This window comes from Brevundimonas sp. UBA5713 (genome assembly GCF_002419815.1).
Classification (GTDB): Bacteria; Pseudomonadota; Alphaproteobacteria; order Caulobacterales; family Caulobacteraceae; genus Brevundimonas.
In genome coordinates this window covers 1-26,378 of sequence record NZ_DIGV01000061.1, presented here as the reverse complement: position 1 = coordinate 26,378, position 26,378 = coordinate 1, and the positions used below count along the sequence as shown (strand labels likewise).

The 26,378-nt window shown below is 61.6% G+C and carries 22 protein-coding genes; 10 read left to right on the top strand and 12 right to left on the bottom strand.

Features of this window, described 5'->3' with window-relative positions; genetic code table 11:
• From B3B04_RS14115 to B3B04_RS14095, 5 genes are all read right to left on the bottom strand, one after another.
• Complete coding sequence (locus B3B04_RS14115) at positions 1-2,511, bottom strand: hypothetical protein (RefSeq protein ID WP_292043791.1); 2,511 nt, start codon at positions 2,509-2,511, stop codon at positions 1-3.
• A gap of 53 nt (positions 2,512-2,564) precedes the next feature.
• On the bottom strand, positions 2,565-3,302 hold the full coding sequence (locus B3B04_RS14110; RefSeq protein WP_292043790.1) for a hypothetical protein: 738 nt from the start codon (positions 3,300-3,302) through the stop codon (positions 2,565-2,567).
• A gap of 246 nt (positions 3,303-3,548) precedes the next feature.
• Positions 3,549-4,346, bottom strand: a complete 798-nt coding sequence (locus B3B04_RS14105; protein ID WP_292043789.1) for a hypothetical protein — start codon at positions 4,344-4,346, stop codon at positions 3,549-3,551.
• A gap of 114 nt (positions 4,347-4,460) precedes the next feature.
• Positions 4,461-5,072, bottom strand: a complete 612-nt coding sequence (locus B3B04_RS14100) for a hypothetical protein (protein WP_292043788.1) — start codon at positions 5,070-5,072, stop codon at positions 4,461-4,463.
• Between the two features lie 263 nt (positions 5,073-5,335).
• Complete coding sequence (locus tag B3B04_RS14095) at positions 5,336-7,489, bottom strand: malate synthase G (protein WP_292043787.1); 2,154 nt, start codon at positions 7,487-7,489, stop codon at positions 5,336-5,338.
• Between the two features lie 107 nt (positions 7,490-7,596).
• Here B3B04_RS14095 and B3B04_RS14090 point away from each other — a divergent pair, with 107 nt between their 5' ends.
• Both B3B04_RS14090 and B3B04_RS14085 read left to right on the top strand, forming a co-directional pair.
• Positions 7,597-8,487, top strand: a complete 891-nt coding sequence (locus tag B3B04_RS14090; RefSeq protein WP_292043786.1) for a LysR family transcriptional regulator — start codon at positions 7,597-7,599, stop codon at positions 8,485-8,487.
• A gap of 68 nt (positions 8,488-8,555) precedes the next feature.
• The gene (locus tag B3B04_RS14085; RefSeq protein ID WP_292043784.1) at positions 8,556-8,849 is read left to right on the top strand and encodes a hypothetical protein; all 294 of its coding nucleotides are present in this window, start codon (positions 8,556-8,558) and stop codon (positions 8,847-8,849) included.
• A 62-nt stretch (positions 8,850-8,911) separates the two neighbouring features.
• Here the strand turns inward: B3B04_RS14085 and B3B04_RS14080 are convergent, their stop codons facing one another.
• Positions 8,912-11,359 (bottom strand): S9 family peptidase, encoded by a 2,448-nt coding sequence (locus tag B3B04_RS14080; protein WP_292043782.1) that lies wholly within the window; start codon positions 11,357-11,359, stop codon positions 8,912-8,914.
• Between the two features lie 175 nt (positions 11,360-11,534).
• Here B3B04_RS14080 and B3B04_RS14075 point away from each other — a divergent pair, with 175 nt between their 5' ends.
• Together B3B04_RS14075 and B3B04_RS14070 are read left to right on the top strand one after the other, a co-directional pair.
• Positions 11,535-12,236 carry a CoA transferase subunit A gene (locus B3B04_RS14075; protein WP_292043780.1) on the top strand — a complete coding sequence of 234 codons (702 nt, stop codon included), beginning with the start codon at positions 11,535-11,537 and terminating at the stop codon, positions 12,234-12,236.
• 3 nt (positions 12,237-12,239) lie between these two features.
• Positions 12,240-12,947, top strand: coding sequence for a CoA-transferase (locus tag B3B04_RS14070; protein ID WP_292043779.1), 708 nt, complete (start codon positions 12,240-12,242; stop codon positions 12,945-12,947).
• Positions 12,948-13,014: 67 nt separating this feature from the next.
• Here B3B04_RS14070 and B3B04_RS14065 read toward each other — a convergent pair whose 3' ends face one another.
• The 6 genes from B3B04_RS14065 to flgK form a co-directional block, all read right to left on the bottom strand.
• Entirely contained in the window at positions 13,015-13,653 is a 639-nt protein-coding gene (locus tag B3B04_RS14065) for an ABC-type transport auxiliary lipoprotein family protein (protein ID WP_292043778.1), read from the bottom strand.
• Positions 13,650-14,588 (bottom strand): MlaD family protein, encoded by a 939-nt coding sequence (locus B3B04_RS14060; RefSeq protein ID WP_292043776.1) that lies wholly within the window; start codon positions 14,586-14,588, stop codon positions 13,650-13,652. Before B3B04_RS14060 ends, B3B04_RS14065 begins: the two co-directional genes overlap by 4 nt.
• Before the next feature lies 1 nt (position 14,589).
• Positions 14,590-15,396, bottom strand: a complete 807-nt coding sequence (locus B3B04_RS14055; RefSeq protein WP_292043774.1) for an ABC transporter ATP-binding protein — start codon at positions 15,394-15,396, stop codon at positions 14,590-14,592.
• Positions 15,393-16,514, bottom strand: a complete 1,122-nt coding sequence (locus tag B3B04_RS14050) for an MlaE family ABC transporter permease (protein WP_292043773.1) — start codon at positions 16,512-16,514, stop codon at positions 15,393-15,395. The genes B3B04_RS14055 and B3B04_RS14050 overlap by 4 nt, the downstream gene beginning before the upstream one ends.
• Positions 16,515-16,695: 181 nt before the next feature.
• Entirely contained in the window at positions 16,696-17,616 is a 921-nt protein-coding gene (locus B3B04_RS14045) for a flagellin (protein WP_292043771.1), read from the bottom strand.
• Positions 17,613-19,730 carry a flagellar hook-associated protein FlgK gene (gene flgK, locus B3B04_RS14040; RefSeq protein WP_292043770.1) on the bottom strand — a complete coding sequence of 706 codons (2,118 nt, stop codon included), beginning with the start codon at positions 19,728-19,730 and terminating at the stop codon, positions 17,613-17,615. Before flgK ends, B3B04_RS14045 begins: the two co-directional genes overlap by 4 nt.
• A 385-nt stretch (positions 19,731-20,115) precedes the next feature.
• Here flgK and B3B04_RS14035 point away from each other — a divergent pair, with 385 nt between their 5' ends.
• The 6 genes from B3B04_RS14035 to B3B04_RS14010 all read left to right on the top strand — a co-directional run.
• The gene (locus B3B04_RS14035; protein WP_292043768.1) at positions 20,116-21,654 is read left to right on the top strand and encodes a flagellar hook-length control protein FliK; all 1,539 of its coding nucleotides are present in this window, start codon (positions 20,116-20,118) and stop codon (positions 21,652-21,654) included.
• Positions 21,655-21,658: 4 nt separating this feature from the next.
• Positions 21,659-22,420: a flagellar hook assembly protein FlgD gene (locus tag B3B04_RS14030; RefSeq protein WP_292043767.1), complete on the top strand. Its 762-nt coding sequence runs from the start codon at positions 21,659-21,661 to the stop codon at positions 22,418-22,420.
• Positions 22,421-22,432: 12 nt separating this feature from the next.
• Positions 22,433-23,830 carry a flagellar hook protein FlgE gene (locus tag B3B04_RS14025; RefSeq protein ID WP_292043764.1) on the top strand — a complete coding sequence of 466 codons (1,398 nt, stop codon included), beginning with the start codon at positions 22,433-22,435 and terminating at the stop codon, positions 23,828-23,830.
• A 187-nt stretch (positions 23,831-24,017) separates the two neighbouring features.
• Positions 24,018-24,302, top strand: coding sequence for a DUF1153 domain-containing protein (locus B3B04_RS14020; protein ID WP_292043763.1), 285 nt, complete (start codon positions 24,018-24,020; stop codon positions 24,300-24,302).
• A 184-nt stretch (positions 24,303-24,486) separates the two neighbouring features.
• Positions 24,487-25,665: a tRNA 2-thiouridine(34) synthase MnmA gene (gene mnmA / locus B3B04_RS14015; RefSeq protein ID WP_409516047.1), complete on the top strand. Its 1,179-nt coding sequence runs from the start codon at positions 24,487-24,489 to the stop codon at positions 25,663-25,665.
• Positions 25,666-25,809: 144 nt separating this feature from the next.
• Positions 25,810-26,378, top strand: a 569-nt coding sequence (locus B3B04_RS14010) for a hypothetical protein (RefSeq protein WP_292043760.1), incomplete at its 3' end; no start/stop codon positions are given.

Here is a 26,378-nt window from a genome sequence, read left to right as displayed (position 1 = left end):
TCATTGCTCGGTAACGAAGATAGGCAAGGATACTTTTTGCAGATCCAGCAGACCTTCGTTGTCCTCGGGAACTGTGAACTCGAAGTGTCGTGCCGGGTTGGAGAACAGTTCAACACGATAACTGTGGCCTGGCTTCAGCTTCTGAATGGCGAAACGGCCGACCGAGTTGGTAAAGAAGACTTCCGGCGCTTGTTCTGGTTCGCTAACCGAGTAGATGCGCCCAGAAAACAGTCCGGCGGGTTGGTCATTAAAGCCAACCAGACGCCCGACGGCTGAAACAAACGCGTCGCTGCCCGCTTCGATATAATAGCCGCTGCGATACGACGGGTGAACGCGCTTAATGCCGTCGCCGATGTCATAGCCCGCCGGTACGTCGATCACGTCATAACGCACCGACTGGTTCACATAGGAACCTAACTGGTTCGACAGCGCCGGCCCCAGCACCCCGCTGCGGGCGCTGTATCGACCCCCTTCAAGGTTATCCCCCACGATGGTGGAACGACCTTCAAGCGACTTGTGCGCGCCGACAATGGCGAAGCTGTCGTAAATGCGACGACCGATAGCGAACTTGCCACCCGTAAATGCAATGGCCGAGCCCGCCGTCAGAGTGGTGACATGCTGATCGGTTACATCGCTGAAATCCTGACCGAACGTCGAGTGTACGATCGAGCCGTCAAAACGATTACCGGTGTAGGTTACCTGACCGGACAGGTTGGAGGGTCCGTCGTCGTAGCCTGCCGACAACGAGTAACCCAACGCCCCCACGCGGTTCTCGCCCGACTGCTGCATCGTCAAGGATGCCGAGTTACGGGCAGAGTTATAGCGGGCTTCGGCTCGCCGATCGTAGCGGGGCGTCCAGACCAGCGCCAAGGTGAAGCCAAATCCTTCCATCCGCGAGGCTGTCGGCATGCCAATATCTGCATACTCCATGCCGGCCTGCACCCCCCAGTTCTTGGAGACGCTATAGTTGGTGTGAAGGTTTAGGCTGTACGAGTTGCCGATGATGGAATCGCGACTGAGCCGGTAGCTGGCACTTAAAGAGCCGATCCAGCGCTCGTTAAAGCGGCGGCTATAGCTGCCCTGGAAGGCCCACTCGGTCTGGTTCTGCGCATACCGGCTGCCGACCGTCGTAAAATCTTCCGAGATGTATTCGACGCCCAATGCCCATGTGTCATAGGTCAGACCACGGTCAATGAAATGGTCGTACATCGTCGCCACGGTGTAGCCGGTACCGATATCGTCCGCGGTCGTGAGCGCGCCGTCAAACCGCAATCGGCTGCCATTGGGCAGGATCAACTGGGTTTGACCGCTAATGGATTGCGAGTACTGGTCGGCCTGAAGGCCTAGACCGATGGCGGGACGGTTTTCGAACGCTTTTCGCCAATAGCCCGAGAAGGTCAGTTCGCCATCTGAATAGTCTGGCGAGCCAAACGACATCGGGCTGTTGATCCCAAGAAAGGCCCCGTATTCATAATCACCCGGATCCAGGTCGATGGCGTCCAGATAGGCACTATAGTTGAGTGTCTGACTGCGACCGGTCACGTCACGTATTTCAAGCTGGATATCGTTTGATCCGATTTCCAGCGGCAGGTTCGACAGATCGTATTGGCCCGCATCCAGCTGGAATTCGCGCACAAAAATGCCGTTTCGGTTGACCCTAACGGTCGAGCCTTCCTGCAATACAATCTGACGGTTTCCGGACAGAACGCTGTTCCGGAAATTATCGAACCGCTGTCGTTGACGGGCGATACCGATGCCGCCCATCTGCAAGAAATTCTGACGACCGCGCGTCTCTGTATCCAGATCGCCCAGCCACCAGCGCCGGAAATTCTTCGGGTCGTCATAAACGAAGCGCGCGTACCGACGGGAAACTTCGTATTCAGCGCCTGTAAACTGTTCTTGCCCCTGAAAATCAGCTTCAAAAACAACATTCTTGTAGCGCATAGCGCCCATCAAGAACACGCTAGGGGCCCGCATATCGTCTTCGCCATGGAACTTGGACACCACCAAATTGGTGTTCAGATATGCCGAAAACGGCTCGGGCGGAGCGCCCGGCGTTTCGCTACGCCCTTGTTGAAACAGGCCTTCGACAGCTCTTTTTGACGGATCGATCCGCAGCACCATCACAGCCAGCTGCGTCGGGTCGTAATCCAGCACGATGCCGCTATTGGCGATCTCTTCGGGCGTAAAACTTGGCCGATCAGCCAACAACATTTCCAGCTCGGCCTGCCCTTCGGGAGTGAGCAGAGGGCTGATCAGGTCGATGAAGCCGCGTGAATAAACAATAAAATAGTCATCGCGCGTCAGAAGAACGTCCAACTCCCCCAGCACACGCCGGTTGAAGTTCAACGGCACGGTCATCGCTATATCGCGATCATAGGGGTTGATATTCGGGCGCGTCGTGGGCGGGGTCGTCGCCGTCACAGGCTGCGCGTCCTGAACATCTTGCTCAGAAACTGCCGCCGGCTTCTCGGCTTGCGCGAACGCTGTCATAGGCACAGCCAGCGCCAAGGCTGAGGCCGAGGTTGCGCAACACAGCCGCGATGTGAGACGACGGCGGCCCATTATGAGAACTTCACCTTGATCGGCTTAGTGCCATCCAGAGCCACGGAAGTCGGCAACTGGAATTTGCGGGTGCCGTTCAGGGGCTGGACATAGCCAACGCCCACGCTTTGAGAGATTTCATCGCCTGTATAGCTCTGGGCGAATGGCTGGCCTGAAACATCGGTGCCTTCGATGGTCCAGTTGGCACCGCTCATCAGGGCATAACGGCGGCCGGTATTGCGCACCACGATCTCGATGCCGGTCGTCGGCTCGACCTGCTCGACAGTGCCACCAACATCCGAAAGATCGGGCGTCGTCGGGGTAATGATAGCCGGAACAGCAGAAACCAGTTCAATTTTCGGTTCCGCGCCGGGAGGTGCCACGACGATGAGCGCCTTCATCGTATAAAGCACTTGAATAGCCGCCGCACCCATTTCCGTTTCCGGATTGGGCTCAATATCGACCGGCAACTGGCGAACCCAGAGATAATAGGCCTGCGAGGCGTCCAGCGAAGCCGGCCCCACCCATTGTACGCGCACAACCTGACGCCCGCCCACAGGCACCAAACCTTGCGGCGGGAACACAAGAAACTCTTCGTCAGCGGGGGTTTCAACGATGTTGCCGTCGGAATCGACTTCCATACGCGTCAGTAAGGTTTCGAACGGCAGGGCTGCGGTACCGACGTTGCCCACTTCGACACGCGCAGTTGAGCCGGCACCCGAGGTGGTCAGCTCTGAGACCATCGGCGATACGCGCATAGCGGAAGCGCTGACTGCCAATGACGCGAGTACAACGATAGCCGCTGAGCTCGCAGCCATCCGACGCGTAAAACCTGCGTTTGCAAACATTGCGAATGGTCCCCACAAGATTAAGTCTGCCTGCCCCAAAATGGATCAGGCAGCGCTTTGCGTAACAGTGAAGTGCAAGCTTCAAGCCAACGTGCGCGATAAAGAAAAAGGCGCGCCACCCACTGCGGATGGCGCGCCCACCAGCGTCTACAGAACTTAGTAGGCGCGGATTTCGACGGTCAGGTCACCTTCGTAGTTGCCGGCCAGCAGCGACTTCGACGGAGCAGGAATCTTGACCGAGATAGCCATCGGCGACTTCCAGGCGCCGTGCTCCTTACCAGCCCAGTTTGCGGTGGTGCTCAGAGCGATCTGGGTCGACTCGGTGGCAGCCACGACTTGGCCGATGGGACCGGCGGTGTAACGTGCGTCAACAGAGTAAGGCAGGTTGGCTTGGAACACATTGGTGTCGTAACCATCGCTGGCGTTGTTCACCAGGCCACGGATGTCATTCTTTGACAGAGAGACCAGATTAGCCGCATTGCAGCCCGCCAGGTTGCTGTAGATGGTGACTTCAGCGTCGTTCGTCATGTCGAAAGCAGCGGCCGGACCGGACCTGTCATCGGCGTAGATACCGATGGTGCCGAAATCCAGAACCTGGTTGCCGGTGCCGGTGTAGAAGGCGCAGTCCTTGGTAACCTTGCCCTTCAGGGTAAAGGTCGAGGTCTTGACTTGATCGGCGGTCTGAATCTGACCCACAGCGCCACCAACGGCGTGCCAGGCCGGAACCAGACCGGACACGGCACCGAAATTAGCCGACGCATTAACCAGGTTCAGGCCACCGAGTAAGCCGCCACCTACATCGTGGGTGCCGATCGGACCAACAGGAAGCGGGATGCCGAACACCGGCACCACCTGAGGCCCAAAGTACTGGCCCTTGTTGATGGCATCAGCCGCGGCCGGCGAAGCGATCAGAGCGGCTACAGCAGCAGCCGAGAAAAGTTTAGCAATTTTCACAGTGTCTCTCCATTTATATTTTGATGGCCCAGAAGTAAGCGTAGGCCGTTCACCATTCTTTACATAACTATTACGCTAAATATGGAAAATCATTTCCCTTATTCGGCGTAAATTCTACATTCTCGGAGTAATCGTAAAAGTGATAGCTTCCAAGTACTCACCAGCCAGCAGACCATGACCTTCGGGTCGTTTGGTCTGAATGCGGAGAGAAAGCCCCTCAACAGCGATAGCGTCAGCGCTACTGATGGACACCCCCGCGAGGAGTTGCTGGCTTTGGTATTGGCGTGCTTCGACGCGCGGCGCAGGGCTCAGCAGCGGAAGTTCAATGCCAAGGTCGTAGAAAAGGCGGCCGGTATAGCCCCCCTCTCCCATCGGGCGAGTTGTGTGCGTGATCCCGCCATGGGCCGCGCGAATGCTGAGTTCAAACGGCACATTGCATTTGAGGCCCAGTCCGGCGTCGACAGTGATGCCACCCGACAGCTCGCCGAGATCGATATCGGCACCTTTGCCAAGACTGCAGTGCGATGGGATACGCCCCGCTACCACCGCATCGAAGCCGGTCGCGCTTTCGATGACGCTGTCGCCGATCGGGGCAATCGGCAGGTTCGGATCGGGGCCGACAACTTTATGGGCGTGAGCCGTGTTCGCCATAGTGATGACAGCCAGCGCGGCGAGGCCGGCTGCGGCGATCTGGCTCTGGCGATGGTATTGCAAACGCTTGCTCACAATCGTTTCCCCCGTTCCGCAAAGCGCGGCCCTGGCCAGCCCCCTCGGCTGGTTTCGGGGTCAACGTTCCAAAACCCGTGCCATCCTGAATTGAAACAGTGAGATGCGAAAATTCACCAACATCAACCGGAAGTCACGGTTAAGGCGCGTCAACAAAACGGGGATTTATGGCTATTTTGAGCCAAAAGCAAGTTTATGTTTCGTTTTGGGATACCCCAAGGACATGGGGCACGCGCTGTCCCCATGTCCCATTTTTGGAAACCTTATCCGAGCTTTGCCTTACGGCGGAACGCCGTCAGCAGGTGTTCGGTGTAGCCATTGGCCTGTTCGCGACCCTTGTAAATTAATGCAACAGAGGCCTGCCAGGCGTGTCCGTCATAGGTCGGGGCCAGGGGGCGATAGTCAGGATCGCCTTCATTTTGGCGATCTACGATTACAGCCATACGTTGCAGCGCTGACATCACCTCTTCATCAGTGGTGATGCCGTGGTGCAGCCAATTGGCGATGTGCTGGCTGGAGATTCGCAAGGTGGCGCGATCTTCCATCAGACCGATGTCGTGGATGTCCGGCACCTTGGAACAGCCGACGCCCTGATCGATCCAGCGCACGACGTAACCCAGAATGCCCTGACAGTTGTTCTCCAGCTCCTGACGGATATCGTCCGGCGAATAGTTGTCGGTAGACAGCGGCAGGGTCAGCAGAGGCTCCAGCCCCGTTTCGGCACGGTTGGCCAGTTCATCCTGCACCGACCAGACATCCACCTGATGATAATGCAGCGCGTGCAGGGTCGCGGCCGTGGGTGATGGCACCCATGCAGTGGATGCGCCCGCCTTGGGGTGGCCCGCCTTGGTCGACAGCATATCGCCCATGCGATCCGGCGCGGCCCACATCCCCTTGCCGATCTGGCCCTTGCCAGACAGGCCAGAGGTCAAGCCTATATCGACGTTGCGATCCTCATAGGCCTTGATCCACGGCGTCGCCTTCACCGCCTCCTTACGGACCACCGGCCCCGCTTCCATCATGGTGTGAATCTCGTCACCCGTGCGATCCAGGAAGCCGGTGTTGATGAAGACCACGCGGTCGCGTGCCGCCGCGATACAGTTGCGCAAGTTCACGCTGGTGCGGCGTTCCTCATCCATAATGCCCATCTTCAGCGTCAGCGGCGGCAGGCCCAGCCCGTCCTCCACTGCTGCGAACAGGGCGCTGGCGAAGGTGACCTCCTCCGATCCGTGCATCTTGGGCCGCACCACATAGATGGAGCCCGCACGGCTGTTACGCTCATCCTCCGTCCGCTTCAGATCATGCAGACCGGTCAGGCCGGTAACGGCGATGTCCAGAATGTTCTCGGGGATTTCGCGGCCCTGTCCGTCCAACACGGCGTCGGTCGTCAGATGCAGGCCCACATTGCGCTTCAAAAGGACACTACGGCCCTTAAGCGTGAAGCTGGAGCCGTCCGGCGCGGTATAGTCGCGATCGGGGTTCATGGTGCGGTCCATCGACTGACCGCCCTTGGTGAAACGCGCTGACAGGTCGCCCTTCATCAGGCCAAGCCAGTTGCCGTAGACCAGCACCTTATCCTCGGCATCGACGGCGGCGACGCTGTCTTCGGCGTCGCAGATAGCCGTCAAGGCGGCCTCTACGATGACATCGGCGACCCCCGCCGGATCGGTCTTGCCGATGCGGTGGTTGCGGTCGATGACGATTTCGAAATGCAGACCGTTGTGGCGCAACAGGACAGCGGACGGTGCCCCTGCCTCACCCACATAGCCGGCAAAGGCCTCGGGCGTGGTCAGTCCTGCCGCCTGCCCATCCTTCAGCTCAACCGCCAACGCGCCGCCTTCGATACGATAGGCCACAGCGTCAGCGTGGCTGCCAGCGCCCAGCGGCGCGGCGCGGTCCAAAAACTGGCGCGCCTTGTCGATGACTTTTTGGCCGCGCTCGGCGTCATAGCCGCCGCCCTGCGGCAGGTCGCCCAGAGCATCCGTGCCGTAAAATGCATCGTACAGGCTGCCCCAACGCGCATTGGCCGCGTTCAGCAGATAGCGGGCATTGGTCAGCGGCACGACCAGCTGCGGACCTGCCATGGTGGCCAGTTCGGGATCAACATTGTTCGTGGCAACCGTGAACGGGCCAACCTCCGGCTCGATATAGCCGATCTCTTTCAGGAACGCCTGATACTCGCCCTGATCCGGCTGGCCGGGGCGGGCGCGGTGCCAGCCGTCGATGCGGGCCTGAATTTGATCGCGCTTGGCCAGCAGTTCGCGGTTCTTATCGGCAAAGCGATCCACCAGTCCTTCCAGCACCGACCAGAAGGTCTCTGCCGTCACCCCCGTGCCGGGGGCGGCGCGCTCACGGATGAAGGCGTCCAGCTCGGCGGCGACACTCAGCTTGCCGTGGCGGATCATCGGGGTGGTCATCGGGCTTCTCCTGAAATCTTGCCCCACCCTATCGCGGACGATCCCTGCTATCCATGAACAAGAATGACAGCTATCTTTGCATAATCTGCAAGGATGGAGCCGCGACCATGCTGGCCGAGTATGAAATCTTCGTCCGCGCACTGGAGGAAGGCAGCCTGTCGGCCGCAGCGCGCAGGCTGGACCTGTCGCCTGCGGTGGCGTCGCGGCGGCTCGCCCGACTGGAAGACCGTCTGGGCGTGCGCCTGATCGAGCGCACCTCGCGCCGTCTGGCCCCGACTGAGGCAGGGCGGCTGGTCTATGAGCGAGCACTGCAACTGCTGGACGGTGTCGAAGACCTCGAGGCCTCGGTCTCGCGCCGCAATACGCAGGCCCGTGGTCTGTTGCGGGTGACGGCCCCCACCTCGTTCGGGCGACGCAGGCTGGCTCCCTATCTTCAGCCGTTTTTGGAAAACAATCCGCGTCTGACGCTGGAACTGAACCTGACCGACGCCTTCGTCGATCTGATGGCCGAGGATGTGGATGTGGCGGTGCGTATCGGTGCGCATGACCCTGCCAATCCGGCGATGCAGAAACTGGCCCCCAACCGCCGCGTTCTATGCGCCAGTCCTGACTATATCGCCCGCCACGGCGCACCGGACACGCTGGACGCGCTGCGCGATCACGCCCAGCTGGCCGCCGAAAACCAGTCCCTATGGCGACTGGAAGGTCCCAACGGCCCCGTGACCTTCCGTGCCCGCAGCCGCGTCCGCACCAACTCCTCCGAGGTGGCCCGCGAACTGGTGCTGGCCGGAGCCGGTATTGCCCTTCGCTCTACGTGGGATGTCGGCGAAGAGCTGAAGGATGGCCGCCTAACCGTGGTGCTGCCCGCCTATAGTGGTGCCTCGGACATCGCCATCTTTGCCCTGACTGCCGGAAGAGCGCGGGCCGAGACGAGGGTGCGCACCTTCATCGACTTTCTTTCCGGCCTCTATGGCGATGTTCCCGAGTGGGACCGCTAGTGGCCTTAAGGAACGGCAAGGCCAAGGTCGCGTTGGCTTTGTAAGGGGATAAAGGCAAGGAGAAAATTATGGAGCCTGTAGAGCGCGACCGCCACCACAAAGCTGCCGATGCCGTCCACGACGGTCGTCCCGTTGACGCAGACTATGTGCGTAGCGGCGGAAAAGGCAAATCGGTCCTCCCCATTCTGGCGATCTCCACGGCAGCAGCTGCCATAGTGCTTATCGGACTGTTCCTGTTGTGGAGCGTCAACCGCGGCGATGTGGACCGTGATGTGCCGGAAAAAGCCGCTGACACCGCCGAGTTCGCGGGTGATCGTCCCGCGCAAACCGGCCCCCAGCCCGCCCCCATGCCGGAGCGATAACCGGCTGTCACGCGATATCGCGCATATGAAAAAGGGCGGGAGACATCTCCCGCCCTTTGTCCTTATTGACCGCTTTGCGGTGTCGTTTGCGGCTTGAGCCAGCGGTCCAGCCAGCTGGTCATTTCATAAAGGGTGTGGCCAACGCTCTCACGGGCGCGATAGCCATGGTCCTCCAGCGGCAGGACCACATAGCGCGCCGTGGCGCCATTGCCCTTCAGCGCCGCATAGAAGCGCTCGGTCTGGATCGGGAAGGTGCCCGAGTTGGCATCCGCCTCACCGTGGATCAACAGGATCGGCTCGTTGATCTTGTTGGCATAGGTGAAGGGCGACATGCGGTTATAGGTCTCGGTCGCCTCCCAATAGTTGCGCTGTTCGGCCTGGAAGCCAAACGGCGTCAGGGTGCGGTTATAGGCACCCGAGCGGGCAATGCCGGTCTTGAACAGGTCCGAATGGGCCAGCAGGTTGGCCGTCATGAACGCCCCGTACGAGTGGCCACCCACAGCGATACGCTCACGGTCGGCCACGCCCAGCTCGACCACCGCATTCACGGCGGCCTCGGCACTGGCGACCAGCTGCTCGACATAGGTGTCGTTCGGCTCTGCCCCGTCCGCGCCGATGATCGGCATGGTCGGGTTGTCGAGGATGGCATAGCCCTGAGTCAGCAGGAACAGGTGGCTACTGCCCGACGGACGCACGAAGCGGTTGTCGGTGTCCACGACCTGACCGGCTACGGCGGCGTCCGTGAACTCGGCCGGATAGGCCCACATCAACAGTGGCAGAGGGCCGTCGCGGTCCTTGTCATAGCCCGCCGGCAGATACAGCGTACCCGACAGCTGAACGCCATCGTTGCGGGTATAGGTGATCAGCTGACGATTTACGCCCGCCAGTTGCGGGGCCGGATCGGGGAAGTTGGTCAGCGGCGTAACCTGACCGTCCAGCGTGCGGATACGCAGGTTCGACGGGTCGGCCTGCGACTGGCGGCTGGTCAGCAGGCGGCGGCCTTCATCGTCCAGAATACCGACGAGGGTTTCGTACTCGCCCTCAGCCGAGCGCCACAGACGCTCGCTCTGGCCCGACTGCAGGTCATAGGCATCCAGGAACGGATAGGCCCCCTCACGCGTGGCCCCCTCGCCTTCCAGATAGATTTTGCTGCCGTCCGGCGAGAAACGGATTTGCTGGCGACCCCGAGCGTTGGCCTCGGTCACCACGCTGCCCGGATCGTTATAGCGGTCCTGATAGTTACGCTCGACCAACACGCGCGTCTGTGACGGATCAGAAGGGTTGACCAGAATGCGGGCCTCGCTGCGGTTCTGGAACCAGCGGGTGTAGACAATCGCCGCATCCTCTCGGCCCCAGTCGGCACCGGCATAGCGCGTCTTCAGATCGGCCAGCGTGGTCACCGCATCATTGAACGGCGCTTGCAGCATGAAGACGCGGTCGCGGACCTCGGCAGGGTTGCGCGGGTCGCCGCCGTCCTGCGCTTCGGCCCAGACCAGAGTCGCATCGGCATCGGAACGCCAAGCCACAGAGCGCGGGCCGGTGGCCACCGCGTCGAACGAGGTCGGGATGTTATCGCGCAGCGGCAGGTCTGCCACCTGATGTACGGTGCGGCCATTGAGGTCTGTCACCACCACCTCGGTCGGGAACAGACGGGCGGGGACCACATAGGAGTACGGCTTCTTCACCCGCGTTTGCAGGATGTAGCGGCCATCCGGCGACAGGCTGGCCCCCAGCAGTACACCGGCGTCGCCGACGCTACGCATCCGGCCTTGCAGGTTCACGATGACCGGCTGGCTGGTGAAGTAATAGTCGAACAGCACCTCATCCATCGGGTCCTTCAGCAGGTCCTGATAGGTGCGAACGGGAGCAACGCGACCACCGGTTTCGTCGATCACCGGACCCGACGGCGGACGGTCCGTGACCGGCGGGCGGCCCCGGCTGACCGGCGTGGTCAGGGCGAACAGGCCGCTGCTGTCCGGCAGCCAGCTGAAGCCACTGCCCGACACAGCATTGATGACCCCATTGGTCAGCTTGCGCGCACGGCCATCGCCGATAGAGGCCGTCCACAGCTCCAGACCATTGGCAGCGTCCACAAGGAAGGCGACGTTCTGGCCATTGGGTGACCAGCTGACGTTGGTGAGGCGTGCGTTCTGCGGCAGGCCCGACACGGCGCGCGGCTCACCGCCGTCGACGGCCTGAATCGACAGGCCCGTCAGCCAGTTCATGCGCGAGGCCGCCGGACCGTTGTTGCGCGGATTGATGCGATAGCCCGCCAGACGCAGCATCGGCTCGGCCAGTTCCTGAATGGACGGCAGATTGGTGCGATCCATCAGAAGGATGTGCTCGCCCGTCGGACTGATGGAGACCGACGGCGTCGGCTTGGTGTCCAGAATCTGGTCAATCGGCGCGGGCGGCTGCTGATAGGTGGGGCTGTCTGCCAAAGCCATCATCGGTGCCCCGCACGCCAGCATCAACGCCCCGCATGCCACCGTGAAATTTCTCAAACGCATAACAGCCCTCCACATTGCGGAAAATACACGTGAACTGTTTGCGGGAGCGCGACAGGCGCGGTCAACCGTGCATTGTTATCCAGCGGCCAAATGTCCACCACCTTGCCCGTTGCGGAAAGCCGCTCTAAGGGAAGGAAGACCGCGATATTCATCAGACGGTGAAAAAGGGAGAACGATGGGAAAGATCTACGCTGACGTGAAGTCCGCGCTGGAGGGGCTGACATTCGACGGCATGACCGTCATGTCGGGCGGCTTCGGCCTGTGCGGCATTCCCGAAAACCTGATTGCCGGTCTGCGCGACAGTGGCGTGAAGGGTCTGACGGTTATCTCCAACAACGCAGGCGTTGACGGCTTCGGCCTCGGCCAGCTGCTGGAAACCCGCCAGATCAAGAAGATGATCTCGTCCTACGTCGGCGAGAACAAAGAGTTCGAGCGCCAGTATCTCGCAGGCGAGCTGGAGCTGGAGTTCAACCCGCAAGGCACGCTGGCCGAACGCATCCGCGCAGGCGGTGCCGGTATTCCGGCCTTCTTCACCGCAACCGGTGTCGGCACTCTGGTCGCCGAGGGCAAGGAAGAGCGCGAGTTCGATGGCCGTCGCTATATCATGGAAACCGGTCTGGTCGCAGATCTGGCTATCGTGAAGGCGTGGAAGGCTGACGAGCGCGGCAACCTTGTGTTCCGCAAGACCGCCCGCAACTTCAACCCGATGATGGCCACGGCCGGTAAGGTCACCGTCGTGGAGGTCGAGGAGATCGTGCCGGTCGGCTCGATCGATCCGGACCACATCCACACTCCGGGCGTCTATGTCGACCGCCTGATACAGACCGTTTCGGAAAAGCGCATCGAACAGCGCACCGTCCGCAAGAAGGAGGCCTAAGTCATGGCTCGCACTCGCGAACAACTGGCCGAGCGTGCTGCAAAGGAACTGCAGGACGGCTTCTATGTGAACCTCGGCATCGGCATTCCGACGCTGGTGTCCAACTACATCCCCGAAGGCATGGTTGTGACCCTGCAATCGGAGAACGGCATGCTGGGCATGGGCCCCTTCCCGTTCGAAGGTGAAGAGGACGCCGACCTGATCAACGCCGGCAAGCAGACCGTCACCGCCCTGCCCGGCTCGAGCTTCTTCGANNTGATCAACGCCGGCAAGCAGACGATCACCGAGATACCTGAATCCTCGTATTTCTCGTCGGCTGACAGCTTCGCCATGATCCGTGGCGGCCACATCAACCTGTCGATCCTCGGCGCAATGGAAGTCTCCCAGACGGGCGACATCGCCAACTGGATGATCCCCGGCAAGCTGGTGAAGGGCATGGGCGGTGCCATGGACCTGGTGGCGGGCGTGAAGCGCGTTGTCGTGGTCATGGAACACGCCAACAAGCACGGCCAGTCCAAGGTTCTGAAAGCCTGCACCCTGCCCCTGACGGGCACGGGCGTGGTCAGCCGCATCATCACCGATCTGGCGACCTTCGACGTCAAGCCGGACGGTTCGGGCCTTGAGCTGATCGAACTGGCTGAAGGCGTCACGCTGGACGAAGTCGCCGCCAAGACCGAGGCCGACTACACCGTGGCCACCGGCGTCGCCTAAGCCGCGCGCAAACCTGAATGAAAAGAGCCGGAAGTTCGGAACTTCCGGCTCTTTTTTTATGGGTCTATCAATCCTCGACGGGCGGGGCCGAGGCCACTTCCTGAACCGTCCATTCGACGATCTTTCGCACGGTGTCTGCTGTCGCCAGATTATAGGCGCTGACGATCGACGTCACACGGTTGGCATCCACAGGCTGGGTCACATCGAACCGGGCGTCCTTGATGATGGCACGGTCATCACGGCGCAGCAGTTGGACCGACACCGCCACCTTCACCTCCGGCACAGCACCCGGGGCCGCGTATACGGTCTCGAAGCGGCGCACATCGACAGACAGGCTCAGGGCATTGCGGGTCAGCGGACCGCTGGTCACCCGCAGACACGGTGCGCCAGAGGCAAAGCCGTCCTGCAGGGCCTCTTCAAACAGGGTCGAGGCCGCGCCCACCCAGCGGGTACCGCCGATATAGGCCGTCTCATAGCCTGTGGCCGTCAGGATCTGGTCGCCACGCGCCGCGGTATTGAACTCCACACGACGCAGATTGACGCCCGTGGGCGAACACGACGGCACAGAGCCCTGCGCTGCGGTCTCGCCAAAGGCGGGCGTAGTGCCGAAGCGATAGGTCTGGATGGGGTCGGGCGTTTTCAGAACCGAACAGGCCGACAGCGCCAGACCCGCCGCTACCACGGCCACAGATGACAGACGGATCATGGCTGGACCTCCAGTTCCTTGGCCGGCGCGCGGCCGATGAATTCACGCGGGCTGCGACGCACGTTCTCGATCAGGTCTTCCAGCGAACGGGTCGCCTGATTGAGCTGGCGTACGGCGTCATTGATCTGTGGCACCGTCGTGGTGCCGAATTCGCCCAGCGGCGCTTCAAGCCCCGTAGCCGATCGGTTGATCGAGGCAATCGCCGCGCGGGCCTCTTCCGAGGCCTGATTGATGTTCTGCAGCGCGGCGCGGCCATCGGTGTTCACGATCTGACGGGCGTCGGCCCCCAGTTGCTGATACTCCGACACCGCCGCATTGGCGCTGGCAATGGCGTCTTCAAGCTGTTTGAACATACCTTTGCGGGCTTCCAGCTCGGCGGTCAGGCTTTCGACATTGCGCACGCTGGAGGCAAAGCTGCGGATATTGTCGTCAGACATGATGCGGTTGATCCGGTTCAGCGCATCCACAGTCTGCTGCAGCACTGTACCCGAGCCCGTCAGCAGTTCGGCCAGCGGACTGGCCTGCGACTGGATCACAGGCACGACATGCTCGGCATACTGGCTTTTCAGCAGCGGCGACTCCGCATCACCGGCGGTGATCTGGATATAGTTCAGACCCGTGATGCCTTGCGGCTCCAGCTGGGCGCGGCTGGTGGTACGAACCGGCGTGGTGCCGTTAAGACGCACGCGAGCCACCACCTGATCACCCTTTTTCGGGTCAAGGTTCAGGTCGGTCACCTCACCGACGCGAATGCCGTTGAAGTGGACCTCGCCGCCTTCCGACAGGCCGCGCACAGGCCCGTAGAAGACGATGTCATAGACGTCGAAATCCTTGTTGAACTGCAGTCGGGCCAGCCAAATGGTGAACACCGCCAGCGCCACGATCAGGGCGACGGTGACAATACCCACCGCCGCATAATGGGCGTCTCTTTCCATCTCAGGCCTCCTGTTCCGCGTGCGCTGACGCGGAGGTCTTTCCGGCTGCCCGACCGCGCGGGCCAAGGAAGTATTCCCTGATCCACGGATGGTCCGACTTTTCCAGCTCCGTCACAGGAGCCTTGGCCACAACATGTTTGTCAGCCAGAACAGCCACCTCGTCACAGATGGCATACAGGCTGTCGAGATCGTGCGTGATCATAAAGACGGTAAGTCCCAGATCGCGCGAAAGCTCCAGAATAAGGTCGTCGAAGGCCGCGGCCCCGATCGGGTCCAGACCGGCCGTCGGCTCGTCCAGAAAAATCAGTTCAGGATCAAGGGCCAGCGCCCGCGCCAGACCTACCCGCTTCTTCATACCGCCCGACAATTCAGCAGGTTTCAAATAAAGCGCTTCTGGCTTCAAGCCCACCATGGCGACCTTCATCTCCGCCAGTTCGCGAATGGTGTCGCGCGGCAGGCTGGTGTGCTCGACCAGCGGGGCCGACACATTCTCCAGCACGTTCAGCGAGGAAAACAGCGCCCCCTGCTGGAACAGGATGCCCGTACGGCGCTCAACCTCGGCGCGCTCGGCATCGCTCATGGTCGCGCGGTCATTGCCGAACAGGCTGACTGTGCCGCCTTCGGGATCCTTCAGACCGATGATGGTGTTCAGCAACACCGTCTTGCCCGTACCAGATCCACCCACGACGCCGACGATCTCGCCGCGATTGATGGTCAGATCGAGGTCTTTATGGATGGCCCGCTCGCCGAACTGGCTGAGCAGACCACGAACCTCGATGACCGGTTCTTTATCTTGCGGTTCGCTCATATGCCCAACTCGATGAACAGCAGTGCGAACACTGCATCCAATAGGATAATGGCGAAGATCGCTTGCACCACCGCCGAAGTCACACGGCGGCCAAGGCTTTCCACGTCACCGCCCACGGCCATGCCCTGACGGCAACCGATGGCCGCAACCACCAGGGCAAACACCGGTGCCTTCACCAGACCCACCATCATGTGCTGGGCCATATAGCCGTCCTCCAGCAGACGCTGGAAGAAGAAGGCCGGACCAAGGTTCAGCTGGCTCCACGACACCAGCAGGCCGCCCACCAGACCGCCCAGCATGGCCAGGAAGGTCAGCAGCGGCAGCATGATCAGCAGCGCCGCCAGACGCGGAATGACCAGCGCCTGAAATGGATCGACGCCCATGACCTGCATCGCGTCGACTTCTTGATTCATCCGCATGGAGCCGATTTCAGCAGCAAAGCTGGAGGCCGAACGGCCTGCCAGCAACACCGCCGTAATCACCACAGCAAACTCGCGGAAGACGGCCACGCCGATCAGCTGAACCGAGAAGACCCCTGCCCCGAACTGGGTCAGCAGATCCACGCCGATAAAGGCCACGACCGCGCCGATGAAGAAGTTGGTCACCACCACAATGGGAATGGCATCCAGACCCGTACGCTCGATCTGGCTGACCCATGCCGGCCAGCGGATACGTTTGGGATGGGTGATGGTGCCCAGTGCCGAAATGATCAAACGCCCCAGGAAGGCAAAACTGCCCATGGCCTCGGAGCCGAAATCGAATACGCCGCGCCCGATCTTGGCAAAAGCACGACGCAGTCCCTTGGACTGTCTGGGGGGTGCCGCCGTGGTGTCTTCCAGACGGGCCACGGTCTTGTAGATACGGCCCGCCTGCGGACGGTGCTCCCAGACGTCGGCCTCGGGATCAACCTCTGCTGCCTGAAGCAGAGCGAGGGCCCCTGCCGTATCGAAGCGGCCCATCTCTTCCAGATCCAGGCGCTCGACCTTGCGGCCTTTCAGCTCGGATTTGAGGGATTCAGCCACCCGCCCCAGGGATGTGGATGACCATTCGCCCAAGAGGCTGAGCCGGACACCGTCGCCCTCAGTCGTCTCGATGCGATAGTCAGCCGTTGGGTTCATAGCCTGCCGTCTCGTTGAAGCCTGCCCATGCGCATGCCTTTGCATATTGCCGCGCTTAAAGCGTTGCGTCCGATGTGTCGTCAACAATCGATGACAAATCAATGCCGCGCTGTCGCCTGCTAAGACGACAATGCGGCAAAGCCGACTTTGTTCATACGCAGCGGATGCCCTTACGGACCTGTTATCTCAGGTAATCCAGCAAGGAGACCTGACGCAGCTGGTTGATCACCTGCGCCGAAGCCTGAAGCGCGATCTGCGCCATTTCCAGTTCCGTGACGGCCTTGCCCATGTCGGCGTCGGTCTTGTCGGACAACATGACCTCGACGGAATCCGCACGAACGGTGTGGTCTTTGACCAGCTTCTCAACACGGTTCTGATAGACACCATTGCGCGCCTGCTCATTGACCAGACCTTCTGCGGCGCTCGCGAAGCGCTGCATTAGCGCCGTCAGGTCGGCATCCATGGTGCCTTCGATCTTGCCCGACACGGGGGTCGTGGCATCCAGCGCCTTCAGGTCGCGGAAAATGGTGAACAGCTCCTGTCCCAGTTCGCTGGCCAGAAAACCGGTGTCCATCACCACATTGTCGTCCAGACGGCTGGCCTGACGCAGATGGCCGTTGCGGAACGCTTCATCCACTGTGCCCAGCGCCGCCAGAGCGTCCAGATCGGTGACCGATGCAGGGGCTTCGTTCATCACCCCGCCCGAGAAGAGATACTGTCCCTGATGCTGTGTGTTCAGGGCATCGGCAGCAATCTTGAACTGGATTTCCAGTTCAACCATCAGCCCATCCATGCGCCCTGCCGCAATGGCATTGGCTATAGCCAGACGCGAAGCCGAGGCAGCCTCCTGCAAGCGCCCCATGGCCAGATCCTGGCTTTCCAGACGGTTGCCCACCGTCTTGGACACTTCCAGATAGCTGTTGATCTTGGCGTGGGTGGATTTCAGCGCATTCACGGTCGCCGACTCTCGGCCAAAGCCGATCAGGTCGGTGGCATTCTTCTGGGTCGAAACCCGCTTTTGCGCATCATAGCTGCGCTGCTGCGAAGCCATCAGGTCCAGCAGGGCGGATTGATAGTTTCCGTGGGTCGAAACGCGGCTCATCGGACCATACCCAGTAGAGTGTCATACATTTCGGATGCCGCCTGAATAAGGCGGGCAGAAGCGTTGAACGCCTGTTGGAAGGTGGTCATCAACACCAGTTCCTCTTCCAGATTGACGCCTTCGAAAGAGCTACGGCGCGAGGTCGCCTCTTGGTGCAGAGCTGTGGCGCTGGCGGAGGCGCTTTTGGTCAGATTGGCCTTGGCCCCAATGGCACCGGCCATATCCGAGGCATAGCGCGTCAACGAAGAGACCGAGCCGCTGATGCCGCCGGCCGATCCGAAGGTGGTCGAGCGTTCACCCGCCTGTGCCAGCTTGCGCGCGCCGCGTCCGTCGGCATGGCTAAGCGCAGGCGTGCCCGCCGGAACCGACAGGTCCAGTTCGCCCAGCGCCAAACGGGTCGGGTCGCTGGCGATGTCGCTGCGGATAGAAAAGGCGCTGGCGCGGCTGGCGCGCACGCCACCCAGCCCGAACAGCTGGCTGAGTGACACGCCGGAATCCGCCTGACTGGTGACATCATTCATCACCGACATCTGCGCAGGCGGCGATCCGCGTCCCGTAAACACCAGTTCGCCCGAGGGGCTCAGCGCAAAGCTGCCGTGCCGCCCGATACCGTTCACCGGATCATTCAGCGCCGAGACGAGACCCGTCATGGTGGTTGCTGTCGGCGGCACCACGAATTCAAGATCGCGAATGCGCGCGCCATTGGCGTCAGTGAAACGGAAGGTCAGGCTTTGGCCAGCCGCGAAACCGTGGACCGAAGCCCCCGTCATGCCGGTCTCGTACAGGGTGGGCGCACCGCTGCTGACCAGATCGTTCATGCCGAAGAAGTGGCTGAACCCGCGCCCCGTCTTGGTGCTGGGGTTGGCGGCACTGTCGCTGATGGCGACGCCATTGCCGCCCGACGCCTCGAACTTCAGCTGACCGTTGGCAAAGCTGGCCGTCATACCCGGCAGGGCCGCATTCAGATCCGTCAGGAAGTTGGCCGGATCGGACGCCACACCGTTGATCGTCAGGGTGTTGCCGTTGAAGACAATATCGGCGCGTTGTTGCACCACGCCGGAGGCATTGACCACGGCAATGGTGGTCGAGCCGGTAAAGCCGGTCAGCGCCGTTTGCAGAGACATGCCGACATTGCGGCCCGTCAGGCTGGCCGGAGCCGGAAAGGCGCTGGAGGCATTGTGGGCGCGGTTCAACTCATCGGCTAAACGGGTCGTCAGTTCCGACAGACGCTCTGCCACCTGCGGGGCGTCCACGTCGCGCAGCTGCAGCAGGCCCTTTAACTCGCCGCTGACCAGCCCTTCGGTCACAGAGCGCCTTGCCCCCGTGCCCGGCTCGGCCACATAGATGTCGTTGAAATTGGTCTGGCCGCTGATGGCTCCGGCGCGGTCATATTCCAGACGGCCCGCCTCGGTGCCGACCAGCATCAGACCCGCGCCGGTACGGATTTCCACCCCGCCGATCGACCGGTCGGTGATGCGGATGTCCATAAACTCCGACAACTGGTTGATCAGCGACATCTGCGCATTTTGCGAGCCGGTAGCATCGGCCCCCGTCACGGTCGCACGGGCGATTTCCTTGTTCAGCTTGGCGATCTGGTCCAGCAGACCGTTGACTGTCTCAATAGAGGTCTGGATGCGGCCATCGGCATCTTCGCGCACAGACTGGATCTGGGCCGCCACACGGGAGGCCTCGTCGAACAGGGTCTGGGCCTTCCATACCGCGTCCTGTCGCGCCGCGCCGGAGGTTGGCGTCTCTGCCGTTTGGGCCAGCACACTGAACAGGTCATCCATACGGGTGAAGAAGCTGGTATCGCCCCCCGGATCGCCGAACAGACTTTGGATCCGGTCGAACAGCTCATAGCGGACCGCCTCACGGCCTGCATCTGCGCCCGAGCTGAGGGTGGCGGCTTGCAGGAAGCGGTCGGTGGCCAGACGGACGCGGGCAATCTCGACACCCGTGCCCATGCCTTGGGTGGTCAGTGAAGACTGGTCGGCAATTTTGCGCACATAGCCGGGGGTGTTGATGTTGGAAACGTTGTCCGACACCGTCCGCAGCTGGCTCTGGGCGGTATTCATCCCAGAGGTGGCGATGTTCATAATCAGACCCAGCGACATCAGCGGCCTCCTTTACCGGCGCAACCCGGCAAGCCTTGCGCGCAGCAGAGCAATTCTTGCCCGGCCCGCGCGATAGAGCTTTTGCTCAACGTATTGGTTTTATTAGACATTGGCATTCAGCCCCTGTTCTCTCGACAGACAGAGGCGCAATTCGCGGGCCAGTTTGGCACCTTGCTATTCGTGCCTGCCGACCCCGGCAAAAAGGATCAGGTGAGGCAAGAAACGCCCGCTCGGCCTCGCCGCCATCCACAGGGCCATTTCGAACTTTTTTAGCGTGTTTTCAGCGATTTGCGCCTGTTTTCTAAAACTGGCCCGCCCCTTGCGACGGGTGGTCCGAATATTCCCGGGCGCAGAAGACGCCACCCTCGAACACACGCAAAGTGTCATGTCCGCATCCGCCATCCTGTCTGTCATGATAGGCGGCGCTCCGAATGGAGCGTCTGCCATCGATAGCGTCGCCCACGACGACGCTGCCCTGTCGGCAGAGACTCTGGGCGCGGAATTTGCCGCCCTGCTGAACCCTGAGGGTGACGTCGCCGAGAAGACTGTCGAGGTTGAGACCGCTGCAGTCATGGCCCCGACGCCAATGATGACGCCTGTCATCATTCCCGAAGCCCCGCCCGCACCCGCTCCCACATTGGAAGACGGCGACGCGGCTGTTGAGATCGCAGCACCGGCAACCAGCCTGACACCGAGCGAGGACGCCTTCACGGCTCAGGTTGAAGATCAGGCCCGCCTGCAGCCCCTGCCCGCACCGCAGATCGACGGGTCTCAAGAGGTCACTGGAAACACAGCCGGAGCCCCTCTGGCCCCGTCAGTCGGGGCGGCGGCACCCGTCGCGACAGCCCCTGCCGAAGACACAGCCTCCGCCCAGACCGAGGCCGAAATACCGGCTGCCCCGTTCGTCGCCTTGAACGCTCAAGCGAACGACGCGGCTACTTCAGCCACACGCCAGACTCCACAACCCAACACACTGACCGGGCCGCATCTGGCAGCGTTGAACGCGCGTCACGCCTCGTCAGGCGAAGATCACGCAGCACAGACCACCCTGGCACCGTCGGCAGACGCAGAAACCACCGAGTTGTCCGCTCAGGTCATCTCCCACGATGCGGCCCAAGACGCGCCCCTTGCCAGCACCCGCACAGCCTCGGCCCATGCTGCTGTCCATGCCGCCCAGCAGGTCCTGTCCGCGCAGGCCCAGCCTCTGCTGCGTCGCCTGATGGAACAGGCTGGCCAGACACCAGCCGACCGCATCGACATCACGCCGACCGAGCCCGCCGCCCAGACCTCGGCACCGCAAGCTCCAGCGACCACTATTGCGACAACGCCTGCAGCCCCGACAGCTCTGGCCGCCGCCGATCTGCCGGCACAGGCGTCCGGTGACGCTCCGCTTGAGGCCGCCGATCCTTTGCTTTCCACTCCGGATACGGCCATCGAGGTCTCTGCCGACACCGCTGAAAAGCCACTCGAAAGCCGCCTGTCCTTAGCCAATGTGCGCACCACCGCAGAGATGGCCGCCCACATCATTATGAAGCTGGGGCAGCGTACCAGCCGCTTTGACATGGTGCTGACGCCGGAAAACCTCGGCATGGTGGACGTGACGCTGGAGGTCGACAATGACGGCCAGCTGCGCGCCCGCATGGTGTTCGACAACCCTGCCGCGGCCCAAGACCTGCGCGCCCGCGCCGAAGAACTTCGCCGCCAATTGGCCGAGGCTGGCTTCCAGCTGTCGGACAATGCGCTGGAGTTCACCGACCGCGACAGCCAGTCGCGCGGCAGCTTCCAACAGTTTTTCTCCGATGATCGCCCGGGACGCCGCGCCTTTGTCGGTGCGAACCGTCTGGCCGTAGAGGCCGACACCCCGATCGCCCCCGTGTGGACATCCGTTAGCCTGACGCCGCGCCGCGTCGATATGAAGGTCTGAGCCGATGGTGGACGCCTTAAGCTCCGTCTCGAACGCTGACAGCCGGATTTCGTCCGGTTCGGTCAAGCTGTTCGACAATTTCGAAACCTTCCTGACCCTGCTGACAACCCAGTTGCGCAATCAGGACCCGCTGTCGCCGCTGGATTCCAACGAGTTCACCGCCCAGTTGACCCAGATGGCGGGCGTGGAACAGCAGCTGCTGACCAACGACCTGCTGAAGAACATGCTGTCGGCCCAGAACAGCAATGCCCTGTCCAATGCCGCCGCCTATATCGGCAAGGAGGCGACCGCCATCTGGTCGACCTCGCGTCTCGAAGACGGCAAGGCCGACTGGTCCTACGAGCTGGGCACCAACGCCGCCACCGTCTCTCTGGAAGTGCTGGATGCGCGCGGTCAGGTGGTGTGGCGTGGCGAGGCCGCCGGCAAGACCACCGGCGTTCACGATTTCAGCTGGGACGGCAAGACCACCGGCGGCGGCACCGTCGATGACGGCGGCGTTTATGCCCTGCGCGTCACGGCCAAGGACGCTGCGGGCAAGGCCGTAGACAGCCAGACCCTGATCCGTGGCCGCGTCACATCCGTCGAGATGTACGACGGCATCCCCTACGTCACCATCGGCAAGTCGATCATGCCGCTGGAAAACCTGATTTCACTCGAGGAGCGGGCAGCCAATGCAACGCCGCCGCCCGCCGATGCCGAAGAAGACGATCCGTCCCTGCTCGGCACCCTCGCCAATGCCCTCAACCCTCTTTCGTATTTGTCCTAAGGAAACCCAGTCATGAGCATCAACGGCGCCATGTTGGCCGGGGTCTCCGGTCTGGCCGCGAACGCAGCGGCTCTGTCCTCGATCTCGCAGAACATCTCCAACGTAAACACGGTCGGCTACAAGCGCGTGGCCACCGAGTTCTCGACCGTCGTCAACACCCAGGCCGCTGGCGTGTCCTATTCCGCCGGTGGCGTAAAGGCGAACACCCGCCAGTTCATCAGCCAACCGGGCCAGCTTCAGCGCACCACCTCCTCGACCGATCTGGCGATCGCAGGCGACGGTTTCTTTGTGGTGACCGAAAAGTCGGAAAACCTGACGCCGTCGGATGCCCGTCTGTTCACCCGCGCCGGTGCCTTCACCATCGACGAACTGGGCTATCTGCAGAACACCTCGGGCTTCTATCTGCAGGGCTGGCCGGTCGACGCGGACGGCAATGTCAGCATTGACCCGTCGGACCTGAATCGTCTCAGCACGATCAACGTCGGCAAGGTCGGCGGTGCCGCCGAGCCGACCACGCGCGTCAGCCTGAATGCCAACCTGAACTCCGCCACGGACCTCGATCCGGATATCGCCACCTATACGCAGGGCGCGATGGCCGACTACGCTATCGATCCTGCCAATGGCATGAAGCCGGACTTCACCATCGCGGTGCCGATTTCCGACTCTAAAGGTGGACAGCAAAGCCTGACCGTCGCTTTCAAGCGTTCGGCTGATCCGAACGTCTGGCATGCCGAAATCTATGGTCCGGACAATAGCGTTGTGGGAGCCGGAACACCGGCCAACCTGCTTAAGTCGGGCAATGTCTACTTTACGGCGGACGGCCGTCTGGATGTCACCCGTATGTCCGATCCGGCCAACAACCCGTTGCTGGATCCGGCCAATCCCACGCTGTCACTCGGGGCATCCAACGCCGCCGCAGGTCCGAAATGGGCCACCCATCTGGGTGTTTCGGCGCAGGACATTGCCTTTGACCTGAATGCGTCGGCAGGCGGCCTGACCCAATATTCCAGCACCAGCTTCGTGCAGGCTGTATTCACCAACGGTACGGCGTTCGGCAATCTGACCGAGATCCAGATCGACGATAATGGCAATGTCACCGCGGTGTTCGACAATGGCGTGATGCGCCGTATCGCGCAGGTTGCGCTGGCCACCTTCCCGTCGACCAACAATCTGACCGAGGTTTCGGGCAACGCCTATCGCGTTAGCCAGAACTCCGGCACCTACAACCTGAAGGCCCCCGGCACGGGCGGCGCAGGTCTGGTAGCCGCCTCGCAGCTGGAGGCCTCGACTGTCGATCTGTCGGCCGAGTTCACCAGCCTGATCACCACCCAGCGCGCCTATTCGGCCTCGTCCAAAATCATCACGACTGCGGACGAGATGCTGGCCGAGCTGATCAACATTAAGCGCTGATTACAGCTCAGCTTCGTTTGGTAACACCGCGTTAGTATTAGTGAACTCGAGGTTTCTGCGAACCAAGCTTGGCCGCAGAACATTGCTCGATATTAGCCATTCCTTCACCACAACGCTTAAATTGGCCTTAGCGGGAGGCCGTTAGAGTGAGTGTCAGTGGTGATGGTGGTGAAAGAGGCTTTAGCCCATGCTGCAAGAGCGACGCCTAAATAGTAACGGCGAACAATATGTGGTCGGCCCGACGGGTACGCCCCTTACGCTGCGCGATCTTCCTCCGGCGGATACGAACCGCTGGGTGATCCGTCGCAAGGCTGAAGTTGTGGCCGCTGTCCGTGGTGGTTTGATCAGCCTGGAAGACGCTCTTGAGCGTTATCGACTGACGGCCGAAGAATTTCTGGCCTGGCAAAAAGCCATTGATAAATGGGGCATGCAGGGTCTGCGTACGACCCGCATCCAAAGCTACCGCGAATAATCGACGGTATTTGCGGCCCGAAACGGGTCAGAACATCGCAAAAGGCCGTTTCAGAAATGAAGCGGCCTTTTTCAATTCTTGTCTTTATGCGCCGCTTGGCCTCGAAATCGCACGGTTGAGGTACTAAATGCGCGGCATGACCATGACCGACGACATCTTCTGCCCCGTTCCCGATATCGCCCCCATGTCGCCCGCCGACATGGAAGCCGCGATCGAGAGCGTGCGACAGGCCGTCGGCCTGCCCCTTGGTGCGCGTGTGGTGGCCGCCATGTCGGGCGGTGTGGATTCGACCGTCGTCGCGGCCCTGCTGCACAAGGCCGGCTATGATGTGGTCGGCGTAACGCTACAGCTTTACGACCACGGCGAGGCCCTTAAGAAAAAGGGCGCCTGCTGTGCGGGTCAGGACATTCACGATGCGCGTCTGGCCGCCGACACCATCGGCATTCCCCACTATGTGCTGGATTATGAATCCAGGTTCAAAGACGCGGTGATCGACCAGTTCGCTGATTCCTACCTCAAGGGTCAGACGCCGGTGCCGTGCATCCGCTGCAACCAAACCGTTAAGTTCCGCGATCTGCTGGACGTGGCACGCGACCTCGGGGCCGAAGCCATGGCGACGGGACATTATGTGCGCCGCGCCATCGCCGGTAACCGTTCGCAGATGCGCAAGGCGATCGACCACTCGCGCGACCAGTCCTACTTCCTGTTCGCCACCACACAGGAACAGTTGGACTATCTGCGCTTCCCGCTGGCCGATCTGGAGAAGCCGCAGGTTCGCGGCGTAGCGGCATCGCTGGGTCTGCGTATCGCCGCCAAGCCGGACAGTCAGGACATCTGCTTTGTGCCCACGGGTGACTATCGCACCCTGATCGACCGCCTGCGCCCGCAAGGCCGCGAAGCGGGCGATATCGTGCATATGGATGGCCGCGTTCTGGGCAAGCACAACGGCATCACCGACTACACCATTGGCCAACGCCGTGGTCTGAATGTCGCCGTGGGCGAGCCGCTGTTCGTCATCAAGCTGAACCCCGAGCTGCGTCAGGTGATCGTTGGCCCGCGCGAAGCCCTGCTGACCGCCAGCCTGACACTCGAAGAAATCAACTGGCTGGGTGATCAGGCCACCATCGATGAAGCCGCCGCCGATGGCGCGCCGGTGCTGGCCCGCGTGCGCTCGACCCGCCAGCCCTCGCCTGCCCGTCTGGCCATGGTCGATGGCGTGGTGAAGGTGGTGTTTGACGAAGGCGAAGAAGGCGTCGCCCCCGGTCAGGCCTGCGTGCTGTATGATCCTGCCGATGACGAACGCGTGCTGGGCGGCGGCTTTATCCAGTCGACCGACGCCGTGGAGTGGCAGGCCGCAGCCTGATCCGCTCTGGCGCACCAAAGATTTCAGGGCGGCCTCTGAGGGGGTCGCCCTTTTCTTTATGCCCGCGCTTTTGTACGTCTTTTGGGGAACGCCTTGGCCGCTACTGCGCTGCCTTCACACAACAGCTTGGCAGGATCACGGGGCATGATGCGCGGTTTTGATTTCAGTTCGTGGGAAAGCATCGTCACCACCATCATCGGATTGGCGCTGATCACCCTGATCGGCATGGGCATCCGGCTGGTGATGATGTTCACCATCCAGCAGCGCCAACAGCGCCAGAACCGCCAGATCAATGAAAGGCTGAAGGTGCTGATCGCCGCCTATAAGGTGTTGGGCGGTGCCTTTACCGGCGATCTGGGCGTCGATCCGCGCCACCTGCGCGATCTGCGTCGTCAGGCCGAGGAAGAGGGTGTGCCGTTCGAAGACCGCCACGAACGCGCTCGCCGCGTGCGCGACGCCGTCGAAACCGCCCTGTCCGATATCATTCTGCTGGGCACCGACGAGCAGGTACGGCTGGCCCAACAAGCCGCGAGCGATCTGGTTGCAGGGCGCGTGGTGCACACCGATGCCCTCGTGGTTTCGCTGCGGGACTTCATTCGCAAGGCGCTGGACCTGTCGCCTATCCCCTCCCATCTGGCGATCCCGCCGCAAGGCCCGTTGCGCCCCGCCGCTTCTGGCGGTCGTGGCGGCGGCGGCGCGGGCGGCGCAGGTGG